Annotated in this window: 17 protein-coding genes; all 17 read right to left on the bottom strand. The window is 61.2% G+C overall.

Annotated elements, in window-relative coordinates:
* Nucleotides 1-3: 3 nt before the first annotated feature.
* Nucleotides 4-2,106 (bottom strand): NAD-dependent DNA ligase LigA, encoded by a 2,103-nt coding sequence (gene ligA, locus AD928_RS12335; protein WP_156470196.1) that lies wholly within the window; start codon nt 2,104-2,106, stop codon nt 4-6.
* On the bottom strand, nt 2,099-3,817 hold the full coding sequence (gene recN, locus AD928_RS12330) for a DNA repair protein RecN (RefSeq protein ID WP_062250895.1): 1,719 nt from the start codon (nt 3,815-3,817) through the stop codon (nt 2,099-2,101). The genes ligA and recN overlap by 8 nt, the downstream gene beginning before the upstream one ends.
* 147 nt (nt 3,818-3,964) lie before the next feature.
* Entirely contained in the window at nt 3,965-4,954 is a 990-nt protein-coding gene (locus AD928_RS12325; RefSeq protein WP_043553647.1) for an outer membrane protein assembly factor BamD, read from the bottom strand.
* A gap of 91 nt (nt 4,955-5,045) precedes the next feature.
* Nucleotides 5,046-6,026, bottom strand: a complete 981-nt coding sequence (gene lpxC, locus AD928_RS12320; protein WP_062141666.1) for a UDP-3-O-acyl-N-acetylglucosamine deacetylase — start codon at nt 6,024-6,026, stop codon at nt 5,046-5,048.
* Between the two features lie 151 nt (nt 6,027-6,177).
* On the bottom strand, nt 6,178-7,734 hold the full coding sequence (gene ftsZ / locus AD928_RS12315) for a cell division protein FtsZ (RefSeq protein WP_062141667.1): 1,557 nt from the start codon (nt 7,732-7,734) through the stop codon (nt 6,178-6,180).
* An 84-nt stretch (nt 7,735-7,818) separates the two neighbouring features.
* Nucleotides 7,819-9,255 carry a cell division protein FtsA gene (gene ftsA / locus AD928_RS12310; protein ID WP_062250894.1) on the bottom strand — a complete coding sequence of 479 codons (1,437 nt, stop codon included), beginning with the start codon at nt 9,253-9,255 and terminating at the stop codon, nt 7,819-7,821.
* A complete protein-coding gene (locus AD928_RS12305; RefSeq protein ID WP_062250892.1) occupies nt 9,252-10,154 on the bottom strand; it encodes a cell division protein FtsQ/DivIB in 903 nt (300 codons plus the stop codon). Before AD928_RS12305 ends, ftsA begins: the two co-directional genes overlap by 4 nt.
* Nucleotides 10,151-11,092, bottom strand: coding sequence for a D-alanine--D-alanine ligase (locus AD928_RS12300; protein WP_062141670.1), 942 nt, complete (start codon nt 11,090-11,092; stop codon nt 10,151-10,153). Before AD928_RS12300 ends, AD928_RS12305 begins: the two co-directional genes overlap by 4 nt.
* Nucleotides 11,089-12,036, bottom strand: a complete 948-nt coding sequence (gene murB / locus AD928_RS12295) for a UDP-N-acetylmuramate dehydrogenase (RefSeq protein ID WP_062250891.1) — start codon at nt 12,034-12,036, stop codon at nt 11,089-11,091. The genes AD928_RS12300 and murB overlap by 4 nt, the downstream gene beginning before the upstream one ends.
* Nucleotides 12,033-13,463 (bottom strand): UDP-N-acetylmuramate--L-alanine ligase, encoded by a 1,431-nt coding sequence (gene murC / locus AD928_RS12290; RefSeq protein WP_062250889.1) that lies wholly within the window; start codon nt 13,461-13,463, stop codon nt 12,033-12,035. Before murC ends, murB begins: the two co-directional genes overlap by 4 nt.
* Complete coding sequence (murG, locus tag AD928_RS12285) at nt 13,460-14,608, bottom strand: undecaprenyldiphospho-muramoylpentapeptide beta-N-acetylglucosaminyltransferase (protein WP_062250969.1); 1,149 nt, start codon at nt 14,606-14,608, stop codon at nt 13,460-13,462. Before murG ends, murC begins: the two co-directional genes overlap by 4 nt.
* On the bottom strand, nt 14,605-15,768 hold the full coding sequence (locus AD928_RS12280) for an FtsW/RodA/SpoVE family cell cycle protein (RefSeq protein ID WP_062250887.1): 1,164 nt from the start codon (nt 15,766-15,768) through the stop codon (nt 14,605-14,607). Before AD928_RS12280 ends, murG begins: the two co-directional genes overlap by 4 nt.
* The gene (gene murD / locus AD928_RS12275) at nt 15,768-17,183 is read right to left on the bottom strand and encodes a UDP-N-acetylmuramoyl-L-alanine--D-glutamate ligase (protein WP_062250885.1); all 1,416 of its coding nucleotides are present in this window, start codon (nt 17,181-17,183) and stop codon (nt 15,768-15,770) included. The genes AD928_RS12280 and murD overlap by 1 nt, the downstream gene beginning before the upstream one ends.
* Nucleotides 17,180-18,274, bottom strand: coding sequence for a phospho-N-acetylmuramoyl-pentapeptide-transferase (mraY, locus tag AD928_RS12270; protein ID WP_062141675.1), 1,095 nt, complete (start codon nt 18,272-18,274; stop codon nt 17,180-17,182). Before mraY ends, murD begins: the two co-directional genes overlap by 4 nt.
* Nucleotides 18,274-19,659: a UDP-N-acetylmuramoyl-tripeptide--D-alanyl-D-alanine ligase gene (locus tag AD928_RS12265; protein ID WP_062250882.1), complete on the bottom strand. Its 1,386-nt coding sequence runs from the start codon at nt 19,657-19,659 to the stop codon at nt 18,274-18,276. Before AD928_RS12265 ends, mraY begins: the two co-directional genes overlap by 1 nt.
* Nucleotides 19,656-21,164, bottom strand: a complete 1,509-nt coding sequence (locus AD928_RS12260) for a UDP-N-acetylmuramoyl-L-alanyl-D-glutamate--2,6-diaminopimelate ligase (RefSeq protein WP_062250880.1) — start codon at nt 21,162-21,164, stop codon at nt 19,656-19,658. Before AD928_RS12260 ends, AD928_RS12265 begins: the two co-directional genes overlap by 4 nt.
* Complete coding sequence (locus AD928_RS12255; RefSeq protein WP_062250879.1) at nt 21,161-23,197, bottom strand: peptidoglycan D,D-transpeptidase FtsI family protein; 2,037 nt, start codon at nt 23,195-23,197, stop codon at nt 21,161-21,163. Before AD928_RS12255 ends, AD928_RS12260 begins: the two co-directional genes overlap by 4 nt.
* Nucleotides 23,198-23,220 lie beyond the last annotated feature (23 nt).

The raw sequence follows: 23,220 nt of genomic DNA, 5'->3' as shown, positions 1-23,220 counted from the left end.
ATGTCAGGCAGAAAAATCAGTCTGCTCACCTGCACAAAAGGCGTTCCAGCCCGGCTCATCCAAAGTGGCAATTTTAAGCTCTTCTGCCTTCTTGGCTTTTGACCCGGCTTTTTCTCCCAAAATGACCAGATCTGTCTTTTTGGAAACGGAATCAGAGACTTTTGCCCCCATCCGTTCGGCCATGGCACGGGCTTCCTGCCGGGTGAGGGTGTGCAGGGTGCCGGTAAACACCACGGTTTTACCAGCCAGTGCCCCACCTGAGACGGCCTCTTCCTCCGTAATGGTCAGAGAGGCGCGCAGGTCGGCCAAAGTTGCGAGATTGTGATCTTCCTGCATGAAGGCGACCAGATCATCCGCAATCACGCTACCGATGCCGGTAATGGACCCCAGCTCCAGCCGCTCATCCGAGCCGATGATGGCGGCCTTGCGGAGTTGCTCCATCAAGTTCTCATAAGATCCGTAATGCCGGGCCAGCAGGCGGGCATTACTTTCCCCCACGCGGCGGATGCCCAGCGCATAGATAAAGCGGGACAGAGGAATGGTGCGCCGGGCCTCAATGGCCTGCATGAGGTTGCGGACAGACTGCTCTCCCCAGCCATCCCGCTTCATGATCTCATCGGCATGCTCATGCAGGCGGAAGATGTCGCCCGGCGTATGCAGGAACCCGGTATCGTAAAATTCCCGGATGCTGCGGTCGCCAAGGCCATCAATGTCAAACGCAGTGCGGGAGACGAAGTGGATCAGCCGTTCAACAATCTGGGCCGGGCAGGTCAGGCCACCGGTACAGCGTCGCACGGCTTCGCCTTCCGGTCTGACTGCCAGTGCGCCGCAGGCCGGGCAGTGGTCGGGGAAATGGAACGGTTCCTGCCGGGGCGGCGCATCCGGGGCAGGCGGCACGACACACAGGATTTGCGGGATGACATCCCCCGCCCGCTGAATCTGCACTCTGTCACCGGGCCGCACATCCTTGCGGGCAATTTCATCTTCATTATGCAAGGTGGCACGGGTGACGAGCACGCCGCCCACATTGACCGGTTCCAGATGGGCCACCGGCGTCAACGCGCCCGTGCGGCCAACCTGAATTTCAATGGCTTTCATGGTTGTGACAGCCTGTTCCGCCGGAAACTTCCATGCCACGGCCCAGCGTGGTGCGCGACCGGCAAAGCCCAGCCGTTCCTGTAAGGTGAGATTGTCAATTTTGTAGACAACGCCATCAATATCATAGGCCAGCGCTGCACGTTCCTGACTGACCGTGTCAAAAAATGCTTCCGCGCCGCTGGCAGCTTCCAGACGTCGGGAGAGCGGATTGACCGGGAACCCCCACGCTTTCAGCTGCTCCAGATAGTCCCAGTGGCTCAGGGTGACTTTTTCCGAGCAGAACCCCATGGCGTATGCAAACAGCGAAAGGGGTCGCCGTGCCGTGACGCGCGCATCCAGCTGGCGCAGAGACCCTGCGGCCGCGTTGCGCGGGTTGGCAAATGGTTTGCGGCCCAGTTCTTCCTGCGCGGCATTGAGTGCGAGAAAATGCTCTTTTGAGAGAAAGACTTCGCCTCGAATTTCGATCAGTTCCGGCGCAGGACCGTGCAGACGTTCCGGCAGATCTTTCAGGGTGCGGAGATTGGCGGTGACGTCCTCGCCCTCAGTTCCATCACCGCGCGTGGTGCCGCGTACAAACTTACCGTTTTCATAGGTCAGGCTGATAGAGAGCCCGTCAATTTTGGGCTCTGCCACAAAAGCCAGTTTTCCTGCGTCTTCTTCACTCAGCCCCAGAAAGCGGGTGGCGCGGCTGATAAAGGCTTCAAATTCGTCCTGATCAAACACGTTATCCAGCGAGAGCATGGGCACTAGATGGCGGTGCTTGCCAAACGCGCTGTCTGGCGTTGCCCCCACGGTGCGGGCTGCACTGTTTTCCGGTTCAGCCTCGGGGTGCAGGGACAGCAGGGCATCGTAACGCTTGCGGAGGGCATCATACTCCGCATCACTCACCTCGGGCGCGTCTTCCGCATAATAGGCGGTATTGTAACGGCCAATGAGATCCGCAAGCCGGGTCAGTTCGGCTTTGGCTTGTGTGGCGTCGAGGGAGGTGAGGTCCGGGAAGTCAGTCATTCTCATGTTTCAGCAGGCTGGCGGCAGCGGCGCGGGCGGCATCGGTAATCACATCCCCGGCCAGCATACGGGCAATTTCTTCCTGTCGTTCTGCGTGGCTGAGGGGGGCTGCGTGAGTGGCAGTCTGCCCGTCACGCACAATTTTGCCAATGCGTAAGTGCGCATCGGCACTGGCGGCAACCTGCGGGCTGTGGGTCACGGCCAGAACCTGCACGGTGCGCGCTAGCCGGTGTAGGCGTTCGCCAATGGCGGCGGCGGTCGCGCCCCCAACACCCGCATCAATTTCATCAAACACCAGAGTGCCGATGCCGGACTGGCCTGCCAGCACCAGTTTGAGCGCCAGCATCAGGCGGGACAATTCACCGCCTGATGCCACTTTGGCCAGCGGGCCGGGTGGCTGACCGGGGTTGGCGGCAATCAGGAACATCACCTGTTCCATACCCTGCCGGCTCCAGTTTTCCGGCGTGAGCGGCTGGATCTGGGCGAAGAACCGCGCTTTATCCAGCTTGATGGGTTTGAGTTCTTTGGTGACCGCCTGTTCCATCTTGCGGGCAGCTTTTTCACGCGCAGCAGAAAGGCGGGTTGCGGCCTCTTCATACTGAGCGCGGGCTTCTTTAACGGCCTGTTCCAGCGCGTCCAGCTGGGTGGCTCCGGTTTCCAGTGCGGTCAGGCGGGCTGAGAGGTCGGCCAGAAAGGTGGGGAGATCATCCACCGTCACGTCATGTTTGCGGGCAGCGGCGCGCAGGGCAAACAGACGCTCTTCAATTTCTTCCAGCAGGCGCGGATTGGCTTCAGAATCGTCTGCCAGACGGGAAAGAAGATTTTCTGCCTCAGCCAGTGCGTTTTCCGCACTTTCCAGCGCGTTCAGCGCCTCATTCGTGCGGGTTTCCAGAGGATCGATTGCGTTTTTTTCTGCCGTGGGGGCAGGGAGTAAGCGTTGCAGTGCGCGGCTTGCTCCACGGAGGGCCGCAGCCGGGCCGCTGTTGCGTCTGTCACGTGGCGTGAGTTCTGAAAGAGCGGCGGCAATAGCTTCGCCTCGCCGTTCTGACTGTTGCAGGCTGTGGCGCTGCACGGCCAGTTGCTCTTCTTCCCCCGTTTGCGGGTTGAGAGTGCTGAGTTCTTCTACCGTATGGCGCAGCCACTCTTCTTCCCGCGCGGCGTCATGCAGGCTTTTGCGCGCAGCCTCCAGATCCCGGCTCAGGGTCTGCCAGGTGTCAAACGCGCGGGCTACATCTTTCAGCAGGCTGCTGGACACACCATAGGCATCCAGCAGGCTGCGATGGGTGCTGGAATCGGCCAGCCCCATCTGCTCATGCTGGCCCTGAATTTCCACCAGAGAGACCGCCACTCGGCGCATGAGCGTAATGCCAACCGGCTGGTCATTAATCCAGGCGCGGGACCGGCCTTCTTTAGAGACAATCCGGCGCAGCATCAGCGGTTCGCCCGCTTCGGCCGGAATGCCCTGTTCTTTCAGCAGCTCGTAGGCTGTATGAGTTTGCGGGATGTCAAAACTGGCCGTTACACGGGCTTCCTGTGCCCCGGCACGGACGAGCCCGGCATTGGCGCGCTCACCCAGAGCCAGCCCGAGACTGTCCAGCAGGATGGATTTACCCGCCCCGGTTTCACCAGTCAGAGCCGTAAAACCGGCGTGCAGGGAAAGATCCAGTGCTTCAATCAGCACGACGTCCCTGATGGAAAGGTTTGTCAGCATGATGATGTCCGGTCTGAAAGACTGTTCACTATACGTTCTTGCGGCTTATAGCCTTCATCCGCCGCTTTGTCTGCCTATAAAAACAACAAACCCACGCGGAGGCTGTGGCTCCGGCGTGGGTCTGGTTTTTGTCTCATTCCGCTCTGCTTAACGCAGGACCGGCGCCTGATCGACTTGCGGTTCAATACGCTGTTTCTTAACAGGCTGAACCGGTGCGGCCTTGATATCCATGGCCGCAGGAGCCGGTGCAGTTCCGGCTGCCGTGGGCGGCTGCGTTGTTTCAGCAGGCGGCTTGGGCTGCGCGTTAATCACTTTACCCGGGATGGGGAAGTTGCTGCTGAGCAGCTTGTAACGCTTCAGGTTGCTATAGGCGTACCGATACCATTTGCTGCCCGGATAGTTGTAACCCAGCACGATGCCGGACTTACGGGCCTGATCTGTCAGGCCGAGGTCCAGATAGACTTCGACCATGCGTTCAAGCGCTTCCGGCACATGGTTGGTTGTCTGGAAATCCTGAATCACGCGCTGGTAGCGGTTGATCGCGGCTTCGTAATTGCGTTCCTGCTGGTAGTAACGGCCAACCAGCATTTCCTTACCGGCCAGATGGTCACGGCACAGGTCAATTTTCAGCTGAGCATCACGGGCATATTGAGACTGTGGGAAGCGGGTGATGACCTCTTCCAGCGCATCCATGGCTTCCACAGTGCCTTGCTGGTCACGCTTGACGTCTGCAATCTGTTCATAAAAGCACAGAGCGCGCAGGTAATAGGCATAGGCTGCGTCGGCACTGGTGGGGTGCAGGCCAATAAAGCGGTTCAGCTGCTGCACGGCTTCAGGGTATTTCCCTTTAAGGTAGTAGGAATACCCTTCCATCAGCTGGGCATTCGCAATGTAGCCGGAATAGGGGTAATTCTGCTGCAACACCTCAAACTCGGCAGAGGCCAGCGTGTAGCGCTGGGTCCGCAGAGCATCAATCCCGTTATTATACAGGGTTTCCGGTGATGCCAGTTTAGGAGCCGGAGCGGGTTTCCCTCCGCCAAACAGGCTGCACCCGGACAAGCCCAAAAGCAGACCAGCCGAAGCCAGGCGGCGTATGCGGCAGCGAACGGAAAGAGAATTAATGAGGCTCACAGACATTCCGGCTCTTCAAATTGAACGTGTCTTATAGCACGCATGGCGCTCAAGAAAAGAGAATGAAGACGCTCTTTGTATTTTGGGGAAATGCATCTTACGCCGCAGCGAGAGAAAAGCTCGCATGGGCAGGCACATAGCGCCAGGCAGCCGGGTCTGCAAACAGGGCGCGCAGCACCTTGTTGTTCAGACAATGGCCTGAGCGGTGGCCGGTAAAACGGGCGCGCAGAGGAGCACCAGCCAGATACAGATCCCCCACCGCATCCATCACTTTATGGCGGATAAACTCATCCGGGCAGCGCAGGCCGGAGGGGTTCAGAATTTCGGGGCCATCCACAACAATAGCGTTATCCAGCGAACCACCACGGGCCAGACCGGCTTTATGCAGGGCTTCAATTTCCTGCCGCAGCGTGAAGGTGCGGTTGCGCGCCAGATCCTGCCGGAAGGTGGCGGGAGTCAACTCGGTGGAGAAGGTCTGCTTGCCGATAGCTTCCGCCGGGAAATCGATGCTCAGGTCCAGATGCAGGTTCTGGACAGGGGCCGGGCTGAGCTCAACAAACGCATCACCCTGTTCAACCCGCACGGGGCGCAACACATCAATCCGGTGCCGCACCGCTTCCTGCGCCACGCGGCCAGCGCAGTCCATCAGAAAGACAAAATCCGCAGCAGAACCATCAAATACCGGAATTTCCGGCCCATCGACCAGCACCAGAACATTATCAATCCCGCAGCCATTCAGGGCGGCCATCAGATGTTCGATGGTGGCAATCCGGTTGGCCGGGTTGGTCACATCCCCCAGAACCGTGCTGAGGCGCGTGTCGACCACATAATCGAATCGTGCAGGCAGAAGAGCTGCGTTCAGATCCGAGCGTTTGAACACAACGCCATGTCCAGCAGGGGCAGGCTGAAGGGTGAGCGTAATACGCGCCCCTGTGTGCAAACCCGTGCCCACGCAGGAAATGGCGTGATGCAGGGTGTGCTGGACCGCAGGCAGATGTTTTGCAGAGGGCTGGGCAGGGCCAGAAACGGGCTCCAGCGTGGCGGAGCGGTTCGTGGGTTCCATAAGCAGACTGTCCATGGCTCTGGCTTCTTTCCGGCGCGGTTTAAAAGACGTGCAGGTTAACGCTAAAGCCCGCCTGCTGTTCTGGCGAGTCAATCATTATTGCCGTCTATTACATAAAAAAACCGCGCTGCCCGGGACGAGCAGCGCGGCAGAAAACTGCGCTTTTTTACTGGCGGCGCAGGAAGGTCGGGATTTCAAGCCCAGCATCATCTGTATCAGCCGGGCGCACGCTTGCACCCTGCTGACCAGCCGGGCTGACCATCGGACGCTGCGGTTCAATAGCCGGTTCGCTCCGCTGTTCTTCAGCACCGCCAGCGCGACGGAAAGCGCCGGTTACGCGGCCAAACAGGCTGCGTGAGGACGGCTGGCTGGATTCCGGCAGATACGGAGAGCGCGGGGCTTCCGTAAACAGGCCGGCCCGCGGGGAGGCTGCCGGACGCTGCGGCTGAGCCTGCGCCGGAGCCTGTGCTGCCGGAGCCGTGTTGATCTGGCCGGGCACGCTGTGTGCGGGCGGCGGCGAGACATGCTGCCCACCCTGCTGCGGCTGATAAGACTGCGGAGCAGGCGCTGCGGCAGGACGGGGCTGCTGCATGCCGGCATCCATACGCGGCGCGGCAGGCTGCTGCATGGTGGAGGTGGGCTGTGCCGGATTGGCCATGACGGACGGACCCGTGCCAGTTGCCAGTGTCTGCTGTTCAGCCTGTGCTTCACCATCCACCGCGACCAGATGCGGGCGGTCATTTGCCTGCGTGCCGATGTCAATCCCCGTTGCCACAACGGACACGCGGATCTTGCCGTTCATGTTCTCATCAATAATGGAGCCGAAGATCATGTTCGCGTCTTCCGCCACTTCACGGCGGATACGGTTACAGGCTTCGTCCACTTCAAAGAACGTCATGTCTTCACCGCCGGTCACGTTGACCAGCAGGCCCTGCGCGCCGGACATGCAGGTGTCTTCCAGCAGCGGGTTGGCAATGGCGGCCTCGGCGGCTTCAACAGCGCGGTTTTCACCTTCGCCTTCGCCCGTGCCCATCATGGCCTTGCCCATTTCCGCCATAACGCTGCGGATATCGGCAAAGTCGAGGTTGATGTAACCGGGGGCCATCATCAGATCGGTCACGCCACGCACGCCCATGTAGAGCACATGGTCAGCCATCTTGTAGGCTTCACGCAGAGTTGTACGCTCGCTGGCCACGCGGAACAGGTTCTGGTTAGGAATCACAATCAGCGTGTCAACGTACTGCTGCAGTTCCTTGATGCCTTCTTCCGCAATGCGGGCGCGGCGTTTGCCTTCGTAATCAAACGGCTTGCTGACAACGCCAACCGTCAGAATATTCCGCTCACGCGCCATGCGGGCAATAACGGGTGCTGCCCCGGTGCCGGTGCCGCCGCCCATGCCGGTGGTGATGAACACCATGTGGCAGCCATCCAGATACCGGGCCAGCTCGTCTGCTGCTTCTTCCGCTGCACCACGGCCAACTTCCGGTTTTGCGCCAGCACCCAGACCGTGGGTAAGGTGCGGGCCAAGCTGCACGCGGCGGTCTGCACGGCTCTTGGCAAGGCTCTGTGCATCCGTGTTGGCAACAACAAATTCCACACCCTGAAGGCTGGACGCAATCATGTTGTCAACTGCGTTCGTGCCGCCGCCCCCAACACCGAAAACCGTAATTCTCGGTGAAAAATCAGCATGTGTCTGAGGTGGAACGGTCAGGTTCAGTGTCATGTGGCTCTCCCGGGCAGCTGCGGCAAACTAACGAAGTCTTCAGATGGATGCTAGAGCGAAGTTATCAATATTTCTCTAAGTATATCAAACTCTGTCACGAATAAAAGCGACGAGTCTTTGTAACATGCCTGAGGGCGGTGCTTCGCGGAACTCGACATCGCCGAAGGGGCGCTCTGCACTGGCTGCCCAGGAGAGCAGGCCAGCCGCTGTAGCAAACCCCGCGGCGGCAGCCGTGTTTTCCGGAAGACCCAGAATATGCTTGGGTCGTCCAAGCCGCACGGACCGTGTAAAGGCCGGCCCGCCATTGCGTCCTTTGGATGCCGAGGCCCCCAGAATACGTTCTGCCAGCGGACGCATGCCGTCCAGCAAAGAGGCACCGCCTGTCAGCACAATGCGGCCACTGGCGGCATTGCCCAGCCCCGCACCATCCAGTTTTTCACGCACCAGCTCCAGCGTTTCTTCCATGCGGGGGCGGATGATACGGCCAAGTTGTGCGCGGGAAATCTGTTCAAAATGAGGAACGTCATTGCCCAGAAGCTCAACGGTCAGAATTTCATCTTCGACATCCGAAGACAGATCGGCACTGCCGTAAACTGTCTTGAGCCGTTCTGCATTTTCTAAAGATGTGCTCAGGCCCCGCGCAATATCACGCGTGACATGCAGGCCGCCGACGCTGATCTGAGCAGTATGGAGAATCTGTCCTTCTCCAAACACGGCGAGTGACGTTGTGCCGCCACCCATCTCCACAACTGTAGTACCCAACTCCCGCTCATCCGCATCCAGCACGGACAGGCCAGAGGCGAGGGGAGAAGACACCAGCGCTTCCATCTTGAGTTCGGCTCGGCTCAGGACGGTTTCAAGATTAAGCAACGCGGTAGAGGCGGCATCAATAATATGCAGCCGCGCTTTCAGGGTGTCACACAGATGGCCGCGCGGGTCGGCCACGCCTTCCGTATCATCCACAGTGAAATCAATCGGGAGGGTGTGCACCACATCCCGCCCTTCTACTGTGGCCTGAACACGGCCTTCCGTGACGACGCGGCGAATATCAGCTTCCGTCACCACACGCCCGCCAACCGGCCAGCGCACGTTGAACAACCGGCTGGCTGGATGCCCGCAGGAGAGGTTGACCACCACCCGGTCAATCGTCCGTTCGGCCATCAGTTCCGCCTGCCCGACGGTGGCGCGAATGGCGGCTTCTGCTGCCTGCAGGTCTGTAATGGCGCCGTTCCGCACGCCGGCGGAGCGCCGCCAGCCGCAGCCGATGACTTTCAGACTGCCGTTCGGCTCTCCCTTGCCAATCAGGCAGGTGATTTTGGTGGAGCCAATATCCAGCACGGCGGAATAACCATTCCGCCAGGTGCGTGGACGCTTGTTGGTTTCGGAAGGGGGCAGCGGCAGAATGGTGTCATCCCCGCTCATCCGCAGGCTGGAGGAGGCGGATGTCGTGCTGGCCTTCTTGCGCAGGCGGGACTGCGCAGCGGAATTGAGCGAGAAGGACGGGCGCGTGCGGTTCGTCATGCAGGACTTCCCTGCCGGCCAGCGGGGGACGTGCTGCCGGGCTGTGATGGAGGCGGTGCGGCATCTGTGCCGGAGGGGGCCGGAGCGGGCTGCGGGGGGCGCTCCCGAATGGTCAGACGGTCGGGCAGACGCATATCAATCAGCACCACAGGCCGGTCCAGCAGATGCGTGGAGGCATCCAGCTTGGCCAGCCGGTGAATGGCCGGAACTTCCTCGCCTTCTGGCAGAAAGACCGTCGCACCATCCCGCAAGGTCAGGTTCCAGCGGCGGTCGCTGACCCGTACGGCAGCCGTGACATGCTCGCGCACGGAGGGTTCCTGCGTCAGCGCATCAATCAGGGCAGAGGCGGCGTCATTCGCGCCATCACCGACTACCAGAGGTAGCTTGGTAAAGGCTTCGGCATCCTTGCCGGTCATGCCCTGATCCGGCACGCGTTTGCCCTGCCGGTCGATGAGTTCAAAGTGCCCCTGATGCTGCCAGACGGCAAAGGGCGGACGCTCTGTAATAGTGACGTCAATTTCGCCCGAAAGATGCCGCTCAACAGTGACATGATCCACAAAGGGCAGGGCGTTCAGGCGGTCCCGTGCGTCGGAGACGCTGAAATTCAGCACCGGCTCGCCGACGGATACGCCAAGTGCTTTGTGAATGGCGGAATCGCTGGTGAGCTGCGCGCCCTGCACCTGAATTTTGGTGATGCGCAGTGGGGCAGCGCTCAGAACCTTCTCCCGCAGCGGGGCCAGACGTTCCTGCGCGCCGGGTTGCTGGAGATACAGGTAGCCTCCTCCCCCCAGCGCCGCCAGAAACAGCACGCCAAGCAAGGGGCGGATCAGCCGCTTCTGCCGTCGGGCAAACAGCCCGAAGCGTGACGGACGATCAGAAGGGGAAGAGGGGATTCTCATTGTGGACAGGCTGCCTGCTCAACCAGCCAGCCGCACAGTTCCGGATAGCTGATGCCGCAATAGGCGGCCTGTTCCGGCAGCAAAGAGGTGGCCGTCATCCCCGGCTGGGTGTTGACTTCCAGCAGCACAAGCCGGGCCGGACCGGGGCCGGTATCATCCAGCCGGAAATCCGAGCGGGAGGCACCGGAGCAGCCAAGCGCCTGATGCGCTGCAACGGCAATTGCGCAGGCCTGTTTGCTCACGGCGTCATCAATGGCCGCAGGCAGAACATGGCTGGAGCCGCCGCTGGTGTATTTGGCGTCATAATCATAGAAATCATGGCCGCCGCCGGGCGCGGGGGTGATGTCTGTCACAGTCAGGGCGCGGTCCCCCAGCACACCAATCGTAATTTCCTTGCCGGGAATAAAGGCTTCCACCAGCGCATGCGGGCCATAGCGCCAGTTTTCGACAATTTCCTGCCGCGTATTGGAGCCGGACCGGACAATAGAAACCCCGACGGAAGAACCTTCGCTCACCGGTTTGACCACATACGGTGTGGGCAGGGGGTCAGCTTTAGCCAGATCCTCAATGGCAACCAGCTTGCCTTCGGCCACCGGCAGCCCGGCGGAAAGGAAGACAGCGCGGGCTGCGGCCTTGTCCATGGCTGTGGCGGAAGCGCGCACGCCGGAGTGGGTGTAAGGCACGCCAATCCAGTTCAGCACACCCTGAATACAGCCATCTTCGCCATACCGTCCGTGCAGGGCGTTGAAGACCACATCGGGCTTCTGTTCGGTCAGTGTGGTGACGAGTGCCGCCAGATCGGCCCCGGGGTCCAGCGTGCTGACGGTATGGCCAAGGCTGCGCAGCGCTTCGACGACACCTTTGCCGGAGGCGAGGCTAACCTCACGTTCAGAAGAAATCCCGCCCATCAGAACGGTAATCCGTTTGCTGTTGCTCATGCGGAGGATCCTTCTGCCTTGCCGATGCGTTTGATTTCCCAATGCAGCTGAACGCCAGACTGCTGCGCGACGCGATGCCGCACCTCATCGCCCAGACCTTCAAGGTCGGCGGCGGTGGCCTGACCGAGATTGATCAGGAAGTTGCAGTGCTTCTCGCTCACCTGCGCATCCCCGCGCTTCAGACCACGGCAGCCAGCGGCATCAATCAGTTTCCAGGCCTTATGGAGGGAAATATCCGGGTCCGGGTTGCGGAAGGTGGACCCGCCGGTTCTGGCCCGCACTGGCTGGGAGAGTTCACGCGCTGCGCGGATTTCCGCAATGCGGGCGGAAATATCCGCCTGTTTGTCCGGCGTGCCACGCAGGCGGGCGCGGATAACCAGAGCCCCTTCCGGCAGGCCGGAGCGCCGATAACCAAACTTCAGTGCGCCAGCATCCAGCCGTATCAGACTGCCATCGCGCGTGATGATTTCTGCCCAGTCCAGCACGGTGGCGATGTCGGACCCATAGGCCCCGGCGTTCATCCGCACGGCCCCGCCGATGGAGCCGGGAATTCCCGCCAGAAATTCCAGACCGGCCAGACCGGCCTGTGCGGCATACTCGGCCACGGTGGCATCCAGACAGGCGCTGCCGACCACCAGTCCGTCCTCTTCCACCGTGATGTCGGAGAACCCACGTGCCAGACGGATGACAATGCCATCCAGCCCGCCATCGCGGATAATCACGTTAGAGCAGGCGCCCAGTGCGGTGACGGGGAGTTCGGGAGAGAGGCGCTGCATGACTGACGCAAGATCTTCCGCATCCGCAGGCTGATACAGCCATTCCGCTGCCCCGCCCACGCGGAACCATGTGCGCGGGCCAAGCGGGGCCTGCGGGATCAGGCGGCCACGGGTTTGGGCAAATGCCTGCTGCACCAGATCCGTCATGGAGGCGGAAGACAGGCTCATGCTGCGCGCCCGCCATCGGCTGCGTGCAGCGCCTTAAGCTGTTCCGGCAGAGCCTGCGCCCAGTTGGTAATGGTGCCTGCACCCAGACAGACAACATAATCACCCGGTTTGGCGATGGCGTTGATCATTTCCGCCAGATGGTCGGGGCTGGAGAGCGGCACCACGGAGCGGTGGCCGCGTTCACGCAGGCCTTCAATCAGCTTGTCGCGGCTCATTTCCGGGTCCGGCTGTTCGCCTGCGGCATAGACGTCGGAAACAATGACGGTATCGGCATCGTTCATGCAGGTGCAGAAATCAGGGAACAGCATTTTCAGGCGCGAATAACGGTGCGGCTGCATGACCGCAATTACGTTATTGGCTCCGGCCTGTCGCGCAGCTTTCAGCACGGCAGCAATTTCTACGGGGTGATGGCCGTAATCATCAATCACCGTCACGCCGTTGCATTCACCGGTGCGGGTAAAGCGGCGCTTCACCCCCCGGAAGGCGGCCAGACCGGAGCGGATGACATCATCGCTGATATCCATCTCGGTCGCCACGGCAATGGCAGCCAGCGCGTTCTGCACGTTATGGGAACCCAGCATGGGCAGACGGAACGGTCCGGCCTTGCGGGTGCGGCGGGTGGAACGGTCGGTCAGGGTGACTTCAAACGTCGCCCCCATCTTGTCGGTAATCAGCTTTTCAGCGCGTACGTCAGCCTGCGGGGAGAACCCGTAGGTGACAATCCGGTGGTCGGACATGCGGGGGATCATCTGCTGCACGGCGGGGTGGTCAATGCACAGTACGGCAAAGCCATAGAACGGCACGTTGGAGACAAACTGGTCATACGCTGCTTCCATGGCCTCGGCGGAACCCCAGTGGTCCAGATGTTCCGGGTCCATGTTGGTCACAACGGAAATCACGGAGGGCAGACGCAGGAAGGAGCCATCGCTCTCATCTGCTTCTGCGACCATCCAGTCGCCTTTGCCCATGCGGGTGTTGGTGCCGTAGGCCTCAATAATGCCGCCGTTAATCACGGTGGGGTCCAGCCGCGCGGCTTCCAGCACAGCCGCAATCAGGCTGGTGGTGGTGGTTTTGCCGTGCGTGCCGCCAACCGCGACGGACCAGCGCAGGCGCATCAATTCGGCCAGCATTTCCGCACGCCGCACCACCGGGATCAGACGGCTACGGGCGGCGACCACTTCCGGGTTGTCCCGGCTGACAGCCGTGGAGATGACGACAACCTGAGCTTCCCCCAGATTTTCCGCAGCGTGACCAATGCTGATGGGAATACCCGCAGCGCGCAGCCGTTTGACATTGGCGTTTTCAGCAATGTCCGACCCCTGCACGGAATAGCCCAGCATGGACAGCACCTCGGCAATGCCGGACATGCCGATGCCACCAATCCCGACAAAATGAATGGTTCCGATGGAAAGGGGCAGGGCTCTCATGCGCTGAACTCCGTCTGGCTGGGAGGTGTCGGATAGGCGGGCGAGGGGGAAAGGTGCAAGCATTCTTCTACAACATCGGCCAGGCGGGTGGCGGCATCCGGGCGGGCGAGTGAGGCTGCGGCGGCCGCTGCGCGCGCCAGCTCTTCCGGGGCCGTAAGGAGGTCATTCAGGCGGTCAGCCAGTGTGGCGGCGGTAAAGTCCGGCTGGCGGATCATCCAGCCGGCGCCCGCTGTGGTGATGGCGCGGGCGTTTTCGGTCTGCTCATCGCTCGCGGCAATGGGCAGGGGAACCAGAATGGAGGGACGGCCAGCGGTGGTAATCTCCGCAACGGAGGAGCCACCAGCCCGGCCAATCACCAGATGCGCGCTCTGCAACAGGGCAGGCACATCATTCAGGAACGGTTCCACGCGGGCAGTAATGCCCATATCGGCATAGGCCTTGCGCGTGGCTTCCACATCATCTTTCCGAGCCTGCTGCGTAACGTGCAGGCGGGCACGCAGCTCTTCGGGCAGCTTGCCAAGGGCGGAGGGCACCACTTTTGCAAACACGCTGGCACCCAGCGAGCCACCCCAGACCAGCAGGTTGATGGTCTGATCGGGCATGGTCCAGCCTTTACCCGCCAGTGCGGCAATAGTCGGGCGGACCGGCATGCCGGTAAAGGCCGTGCGCGCACCAATTGGCAGTTTGGCGACGGAGGGAAAAGACGTGGCAATGACATCCGCAAAGCGGGACAACACAGCGTTGGCCTTGCCCAGAACGGCATTGCCTTCATGAATAATCAGGGCCGGATGTTTACGGCCCAGCAGGCGCGCGCCAAGCAGGGGCGGCACGGAGGGATAACCGCCAAACCCGACTACGGCGTCTGGCTGGACGCTGCGCAGAATGGAGCGGGCCTTCCATGCGCTGCTCAGCAGGGTGAGGCCTGCCTTGAAAGCACGCATCGGGCCACGGCCAGCGACACCCGCACCCGGCAGCACATATTGCGGCCCGCGTGAGAAGACGCCTGCCGTGCGCGCACCGGCGCGGGCATCGGTCATCAAAACCAGCCGGTGGCCACGTTCAGCCAGAGCATCGGCCAGAGCTTCAGCCGGAAAGAAATGTCCGCCGGTGCCGCCTGCGGCAATGACGATAGTGCGTTGGGTCATACGGGCCGCCATTGTCTGAAAGTGGTCATGAAGCCTCCGCTGCGTGGCAACCGTTCACCCGGCTGATGCCGTGTGAGAGCCAGCACCATGCCCACGGCCAATGCCACGGACATAGCGGAAGAGCCGCCATAGGAAATGAAAGGCAGCGTCATGCCCTTGGTGGGGATGAGATGCAAGGAGGACGCCATATTTACAAAGGCCTGCAAGCCAAAGCCCGTCACCAGTCCGGTGGTGGAAATGACGATGAACGGGTCATCTTCCCGAATCAGCCGAAGCAGGGTGCGCACCACAATCACGCCGAACACGCAGATGATGAGCATGCAGACAATCAGACCATATTCTTCCCCGGCCACAGCAAACACAAAGTCCGCATGGGCATCGGGCAGCAGATCCTTCACGCGGCCTTCACCGGGGCCACGGCCCGTCAGGCCGCCATTGCCGAAGGCGCGGAGTGCTGTATCAATCTGGTAATGGTCGCCCACGTTGGGATGCAGGAAGCGCTCCACGCGGGAGCGCACATGCGGGAACAGGAAGAAGGCGGCAATGCCTGCGCCAATCATGACGCCAACGCCCAACCCCACCAGAATCAGGTTCAGCCCGTCCACAAAAAGCTGGGTCATGAACACTGTGGTGATGACTGTGAGCATCCCGATATCGGGCTGGGATTTCAGCAGCATCAGAATGACGCCAAATAGCGCGAAGGCCAGCAGCATACCCGGAAAATAGCGGGAAACGCGGCGCTGCGTGAGCAGCCAGCCGGTCACCACGGCAAAGCAGGGCTTGAGGAATTCCGAGGGCTGGAGCGACATGAGCGGCAGGGCAATCCACCGCCGCGCGCCTTTGATTTCAATCCCATGCACCAGCGTGAGGGCCGTTGCCCCCAGCATCAGCGCGCCCCCCACAAGGGAAAGCCTGAGCACTGTCTTGCGGGAGAGCATGGAGACACTCACCACAATCAGACCCGCGATTGTAAGGAACATCACCTGTTTGAAAATGAACATGTTGCGGGATGCGCCAATACGCACCGCAACCGCCGGGCTTGCGGCCAGCATCAGGATATAGCCAAAGCCGATCAGGATGAACGCGCAGATAAGCGTCGTCCGGTCCACATTGCGCCACCAGCGCCCAAACCGGGAGTCATCAATGCGGGAGCCTGCCATCAGTCGGCCTTTCCTGTTTGCGGCTGTTCCGTCACCGCGCGGGCCAGTTCCAGAAAGCGCAGCCCACGGGCTTCAAACCCGGAAAACTGGTCAAAACTGGCGCAGGCGGGGGACAGCAGCACGACGGGCGTACCCGTGCTCCGTGCTGCGTCATAGGCTGCGGGTACAGCGTTTTCCAGCGTGCCGGAAAGTGTGAACGCCACGCCGTGCGCTGCCAGCGTTTCCGCCAGTTGTGCGGCATCCCGCCCGATGAGGAACGCATGGACAATGCGTGGGAAATAGGGCGTGAGCGAGGCAATGCCACCCTCTTTGGCCATTCCGCCAGCAATCCAGATCAGCCGATCATAACAGCCCAGGGCACGCGCGGAGGCATCGGCATTGGTGGCTTTACTGTCATCAATAAAGGCCACGCCGTCCTGCTCTGCCACGAGTTTCTGGCGGTGCGGCAGGCCGGGGAAGGAGAGAACAGCCGCAGCGAGTGCGGCGTCCGCCACGCCCAGAAAGCGCGCCATGGCACAGGCGGTGGCAGCGTTTTCCGCGTTATGGCTGCCAGGCAGAGAGGGGCCAAGGTGCGCAAGGCACGCGCCTGCCTGCCAGATGGCGTTGGCCTGCCCATAGACATCACAGTCCGGGTTAGCGCCGGAAATAGTCACGCACTGCGCGGGGCCAGCCTGAAGGGTTTTGGCAATGTCACGGCAGTAGTCATCATCCACGCCAATCACTGCCAGATCCTGCGCGGTCTGGTGGGTAAAGACGCGGGTTTTGGCGCTGGCATAGCCTTCCATGCCTGCGTGGCGGTCCAGATGGTCCGGGGTGAGGTTCAGCAGGCAGGCCACGTCAAAATGCAGCGTGTCCAGCCGTTCCAGCATGTAGGAGGACATTTCCAGCACATACACACCATTATCCGGCAGGAGAGGGAGTGCTAACGCGGCGGGGCCAAGGTTCCCGCCAGCGGCAACCGGCACACCGGCTTCAGCCAGAATATGGGCCAGAAGCGTGGTGGTAGTCGATTTGCCATTGGTGCCGGTAATGCCCGCAAACCGCGCCTTGCTGCCTGCCTTGCGGACCGCGCGGTAAAGCAGTTCCGCATCGGACAGGATCGGCACGCCAGCCTCCTGCGCCATGATGGCGACGGGATGCGGTTTGGGTAGCATATGCGGAATACCGGGGGAGAGGACGAGACCATCGGCGCCAGTCAGGCTCTTGATCGGCGCGCAGGTAATCCGGGCGGCAGCGTTTTGCGGGAGGGCTGTTACAGCTTTGGCGAGCGCTGCACGGGCAGCCTCGCCATCATCCCACGCCTGAACTGTAGCCCCGCTTTGTGCGAGGGCACACACGGCGGGCAGACCGTTCCGGCCCAGCCCCAGCACAGCAAAATGCTGGCCGGTAAAAAGAGTGGCGGGAAAATTGCTCATCTCAATTTCAGCGTGGCCAGACCACACATCCCCAGAATGACGGAAACAATCCAGAACCGGATGACAATTTTAGGCTCGGCCCAGCCCTTCTTTTCAAAATGATGATGGATCGGGGCCATCAGGAACACACGCCGCCCGGTGCGCTTGTACCAGAACACCTGAATAACGACGGAGAGCGTTTCCACCACAAACAGGCCGCCAACAATGCACAGGACCAGCTCGTGCTTGATGGCCACAGCCAGAGCACCCAGCGCACCACCCAGAGAAAGAGAGCCGGTATCGCCCATGAAGACGGAAGCCGGAGGGGCGTTAAACCACAGGAAGCCGAGGCCAGCCCCCACGAGTGCAGCGCAGAAAACCGCCAGTTCCCCGGTCCCCGGCACAGCATGGACCTGCAGATAATCCGCAAACACATGGTTGCCGACAATGTAGGACAGGATGGCAAACACCAGAGCGGCAATGACCACGGGCACAATGGCCAGACCATCCAGCCCGTCCGTAAAGTTTACGGCGTTGCCGAAGCCGGTAATGGTGATCATGGCGAAGATGGGGTAGGCAAACCCCAGCGGCAGCAGCAGGTCTTTCACAAAGGGGAAGGCGAGCTGGTTGGTCAGGTCATCCGGCATCAGGCTTTGCAGGAACCAGCCGCACAGCAGCGACGCCGAAAACTCACACCCCAGCCGCATCCGTTTGGAGACGCCATCTGTATTGCGGCGGGCCAGCTTGCGATAATCATCCGCAAAGCCCACAGCGCCAAACGCCAGTGTGGTGAGCATGACGGCCCACACAAAGCCGTTTTCAAGGTCACCCCACAGCAGGGTTGAGCCGAACAGGGCAATCAGGATCAGCACACCGCCCATGGTGGGGGTGCCGGTTTTTTCCAGCAGGTGCCGCTCCGGGCCGAGGGCGCGGATCGGCTGACCGCCGCGCTGAATACGCCGCAGCATGGCAATCAGCGGGCGGCCCAGCATCAGGCTGATGGCCAGTGCTGTAAAGCAGGCTGCTCCGGCCCGGAACGTGATGTAGCGGAGCAGATTGAGCAGCGGAATATGCGCGTCTGTCAGCGGGTGAGAGACCAGAAAATACAACATCAGGCAGGCTCCACGGCGCTCAGGCTGTTCAGAGCCGTAATCACATCCCGCATGCGGCTCCCCAGACTGCCTTTCACCAGAACGGCGTCCCCCTTGCGCAGAGCCGCGCAAACCAGAGGAGCCAGAGTGGCGGCGTCTTGCGCCCAGGCACCCTGCGCCGTTTTGGGCAGGGCATCAAAAAGGGATTTCATGTGGGGTCCGCAACAGAAAACAAGGTCGGCACAGTCGGCGGTGGGTTGAGCCAGCGCCTGATGCTCGGAGAGGGAAAAATCGCCCAGTTCACGCATATCGCCCAGAACGGCAATGCGGCGTGTGGCCGGGAGATGACGAAGCACATCCAGCGCCGCACGGATGGAGGCGGAGGAGGCATTATAGCTTTCATCCAGCAGGGTCACGTCCCCGCCGGCAATCTGCGCTAGCGCACCGCGCCCTTTGCCGGGGCGGAAACTGGTGAGAGCCTGAGCCGCTTTGCTCAGATCCCCACCCAGAGCCGCACACACGGCCAGCGCCGTCAGCGCGTTGCGGGCCAGATGCGTGCCCGGTGCGTGGAGCGTAACCGGCACAGAGCGGCTGCCGGCATGGGCGGTAAACTGGCTACCGCCTTCCAAGGCCTTCAGGCCGGACAGATGCACAAAGCTGTCGCGCTTCAGGCCGGTATGCCACAGGGTGGTATTGGCCTGCCGGGCCGCTGCGGCAAAAAAGGATTGGCCCAGAGCATCATCTGGCACAATGGCCACGCCGCCGGTTGGCAGGGCGGTAATCAGCTCCGCCTTTTCCTGCGCTATGGCGTCCACGCTGCCCATATAGCCCAGATGGGCAGAGCCAATGGTGGTGATGACGGCAATATCCGGGCGCACCATGCTGGCCAGCGGCAGGATTTCCCCCGGATGGTTCATGCCAATTTCACTGATGCAAAACGCTGCATTACGCGGCATCCGCGCCAGTGTGAGTGGAACACCCCAGTGGTTATTGTAGGAGGCTTCTGCCGCATGGGTAGGGCCGAGGGCTCCGAGGCACAGCCGCAGCATTTCCTTGGTGGTGGTTTTGCCAACACTGCCGGTAACTGCCACCATCTTGCCGGTAAAGCGCGCCCGTGCGGCACGGGCCAGAGCCTGAAGGCCAGCCATGGTGTCCGTCACCACGAGCAGGCGTGGGTCCGTGCATCCGGCGGTGTCATGCACCAGCACCGCGGCTGCCCCTTTATCCAGAGCGATGGCGATATGCGCATGCCCGTCGCTGTTGTCGCCTTTCAGAGCGACAAACAGATCACCGGGAGCCAGCGTCCGGGTGTCAATGGAAATGCCAGTCACAACCGGCGTGCAAGGGCCTGCAAACCTGCCACCGGTGGCAGCTTCCAGTTCGTCACGTGTCCAGAGAGCCGTCATGCCGGGTTTGCCTGTTTTGAGGTGTCGCTGGTCTGAACACCGGCCAGTTCGCGCAGCACGGCGGCATCATCAAACGGATGGACTTCCGTGCCAATAATCTGCCCTTGCTCATGCCCTTTGCCAGCCACAACCAGCACATCATCCGGGCCGAGCATGGTCAGAGCCTCAGCAATGGCCTGTCTGCGTCCGCCAATTTCCAGTGCGTCCGGCGCGCCGGTGCGGACTTCCGCGCGGATGGCGGCGGCGTTTTCCGTGCGGGGATTATCATCCGTAATAATGGCGATATCTGCCCCGCGTGCGGCTTCCTGCGCCATGAGCGGGCGTTTGCCCCGGTCACGGTCACCGCCCGCGCCAAACACCACAATCAATTTGCCCCGAGCGTGCGGCCGCAGAGAGACCAGCAGGCGTGCAAGGGCATCCGGCGTGTGGGCATAATCCACATAGGCACTGGCCCCATTTGGCAAAACCACTGCGCGCTCCATACGTCCACGCACACCCTGCAACTGCGGCAGCAGAGCGATAATGGCGGGCAGAGAGGCTTCATCCGGCGCAGCAAGAGCAGCGGCCAGCAAGGCATTGTCAGTCTGGAAACGTCCCGGCAGGCCAAGCGTAACAATTTGCCGCTGGCCGCAAACGTCCAGTTCCAGCTCCTGCCCGGAGGGTAAAGGTGTGTGGCGCAGCAGGCGCAGCGTGGTGCCGTTCTCGCCGGTTAGCCGCAGAGTAAGCTTGCGCCTCGTGGCAATTGCGCGAAGCTCTGCCAGCGTCTGGGTATCCATGTCCGCATTGGCAACAGCCAGACCACCTTCGGGCAGCACCGTCTCAAACAGTTTCAGCTTGGCTTCGCGGTAGGCGTCCACTGTGCCGTGATAGTCCAAATGGTCGCGCGTCAGATTAGTAAACCCGGCAGCGGACAGATGCAGGCCGTCCAGCCGCCCCTGTTCCAGCCCGTGGGAGGAGGCTTCCAGCGCCACATGCTTAACCCCGGCCTGCGCAAGGGCTGCCAGACCGTTGGCCAGCGCCACCGGGTCCGGCGTGGTGAGCGACGGCATGGTAATGCCCAGACCGTTCACACCGGTCAGACCGAGTGTGCCCACGCCAGCAGCTTTTAGCCCCTGCAAGGCCCAAATCTGGCGGAGGAAATCCGTGGTGCTGGTTTTACCGTTGGTGCCGGTAATGGCCACGAGGCACTCCGGCTGACGCCCAGCTAGTGCTGTGGCCAGAACAGCCAGAACATGGCGCGGGTTGTCTGCCAGCACCAGCGGACAGGGTGCCGTATCCGCTGGCCACACCGTACCGGTTGGTGCCAGTACAGCAGCAGCCCCATTCTGCACAGCAGCCGAGATAAAAGCCCGCCCATCGACCTTAACGCCGGGCAGGGCGGCAAACAGGGTGCCGGGTTTGACGGCACGGCTGTCCGGCGTGATGGCGGTAATGACCGGATCATGCTGCGTTCCGGTCGCCGTAAGGCTCATCGTCTTGAGAAGGGTGGAAAGGCGTGTGGTCATTCGTCCATCACCTCCTGAGCCTGTTTTTTCAGAGCAGCTTTCTGGGCTGCGCGTTCTTTTTGTTCCGCAGCCTTGGCAGCGCGGTGTTCAGCTTCGGCTTTGCGCGGGTCTCCGGGGTCATTACCCGGGCCAAGTGGGCGCACGCCACGCGGCACCGCCGGGTGCATAGGCAGCGCCATGCTGGCGTCAATCTGGGCTGCGTGTGCCGTATCGGGGAAGATTTGCAGCATTGGCCCAATGCGCGAGACAATTTTGGAAACGGTCGGGGCCGCGTTCCAGCCAGCCGTGGTCCAGCCATGGGTCTGCGGTGTAGGCTTGGGGCTGTCCAGCATGACATATACGGCGTAGCGCGGCGCGTTCATCGGGAAAATACCGGTAAAGGCCGAGATGTTGACGTGTTTCAGGTAGCCGCCATGCGGACCGATTTTTTCTGCCGTGCCGGTTTTCCCACCGACAAAATAGCCGGGTGATTCTGCCGTACGGCCCGTGCCGCCGGTGACGTCCAGACGCAGCAGGCGGCGCAGGAGAGCAGAATTCTTTTCAGAAATAACCCGCTGGCCCTGCGGCACAGCCAGACCGTCACTCCCGACGGTGGTTTGATCCATGCCGGTGTCAGCTTCCGCCTGTTCCAGTGCGGCGTTCTGTACCCCCTGAGAAAGCGCAGCTTCCTGCGTGGGGGCAGGACCTTCTTCCTTTTCCAAGAGGGTAGGGGTGACAAGAATGCCGCCATTCACCGTGGCCGCCGTGCCGCGCACAATGGCCAGCGGTGGTTCGGCCATACCGTGCCCGAACCCGACCGTCATGGTGGTGGAAATGCCCCACTGATGCGGCACCAGCGGACGGGCGGCTTCTGGTAGTTCAATCGGCACGGGGGCAAAAAAGCCCATATCGCGGAACCATTGCGCCTGCCGCGTGCCACCTACATCCAGCGCGATATGAGCGGCTGCCGGGTTGGAGGAAAACGCCATCACTTCCGGCAGGGTCATCCACGGTGCGAAATGGTCGTTCTTCATATCCGAAATGGTGAAGCGACCAATATGGATCGGCGTGGAGGAAAAACGATCCCAGATGTGAATGGTGCCGGTCTCCAGCCCCATGGCAGCCGTTTGCAGCTTGAAGGTTGAGCCAGGTTCATACAGGCCGGTGACGGCGCGGTTAAAACGGGCATCATTCGTGGCGTGCGAAAACTCGTTCACGTCATAATCAGGCAGGCTGACCATGGCGATGATTTCACCCGTGCGCACATCCATCACAATGGCGCAGGCCCCAATGGCCTGGAAGGTGCTCATGGCATTGGCGAGTTCATCCCGCACCACGGACTGAACGCGTACGTCCAGTGAAAGCCGCAGTGGGCGATGGTCGCTCATCAGGCGCTTGTCAAAATAACGCTCAACGCCGGCAACGCCGTGGTCATCAATATCCACGGTGCCCATAATCTGCGCGGCCATGTGGCCCAGCGGATAGTGGCGGCGTTCACCGGCCTCAAAATAGATCCCCGGAATGCCCATGCTGTTAATGGCCAGTTCCTGCTGGGGCGTAATATTACGGGCGATATACACAAACTGTTTGGGCAGGGAGAGCCTGCGGGTTGTCTCTTCCTCGTCCAGATCTTTCAGGACGGTTTTCAGTTTTTTGGTGACGTCCTGCGGATCAATCAGTTCCTGCGGGTTGGCGTACACCTGCGCAACCGGCAAAGACAGCGCGAGCGTCTGACCATTGCGGTCCACAATGGATGCCCGATGCACCTGCGGGAGAGAGAAGTCTCCGGCCAGACTGCCTTTCGGGTCGATTTTGGGAATTTCCGGAACCTGAGAGGCAATTTGCCGCTTTTCCGGTGCCATGGGGTGCAGAACTGTCGCGATGGACAGTTTGACGGCAACAACAGCAAAAAGCAGGCAAAATCCGCCTGCAACCCCCAGCAATCTGACATGCATCTGGTCCCGATGGGCACGCGCACGAAGATCCTCACCCGTAACACGCACAGTGCGCGTCACGGGGGGTGGGGTATCATAATCGTGCGGCGGAACGGCCATATCGGGTTGAAGTCACCTTATCG

Source organism: Acetobacter cerevisiae (genome assembly GCF_001580535.1).
GTDB lineage: Bacteria > Pseudomonadota > Alphaproteobacteria > Acetobacterales > Acetobacteraceae > Acetobacter > Acetobacter cerevisiae.
This window is presented reverse-complemented; position numbering and strand designations above follow the sequence as displayed.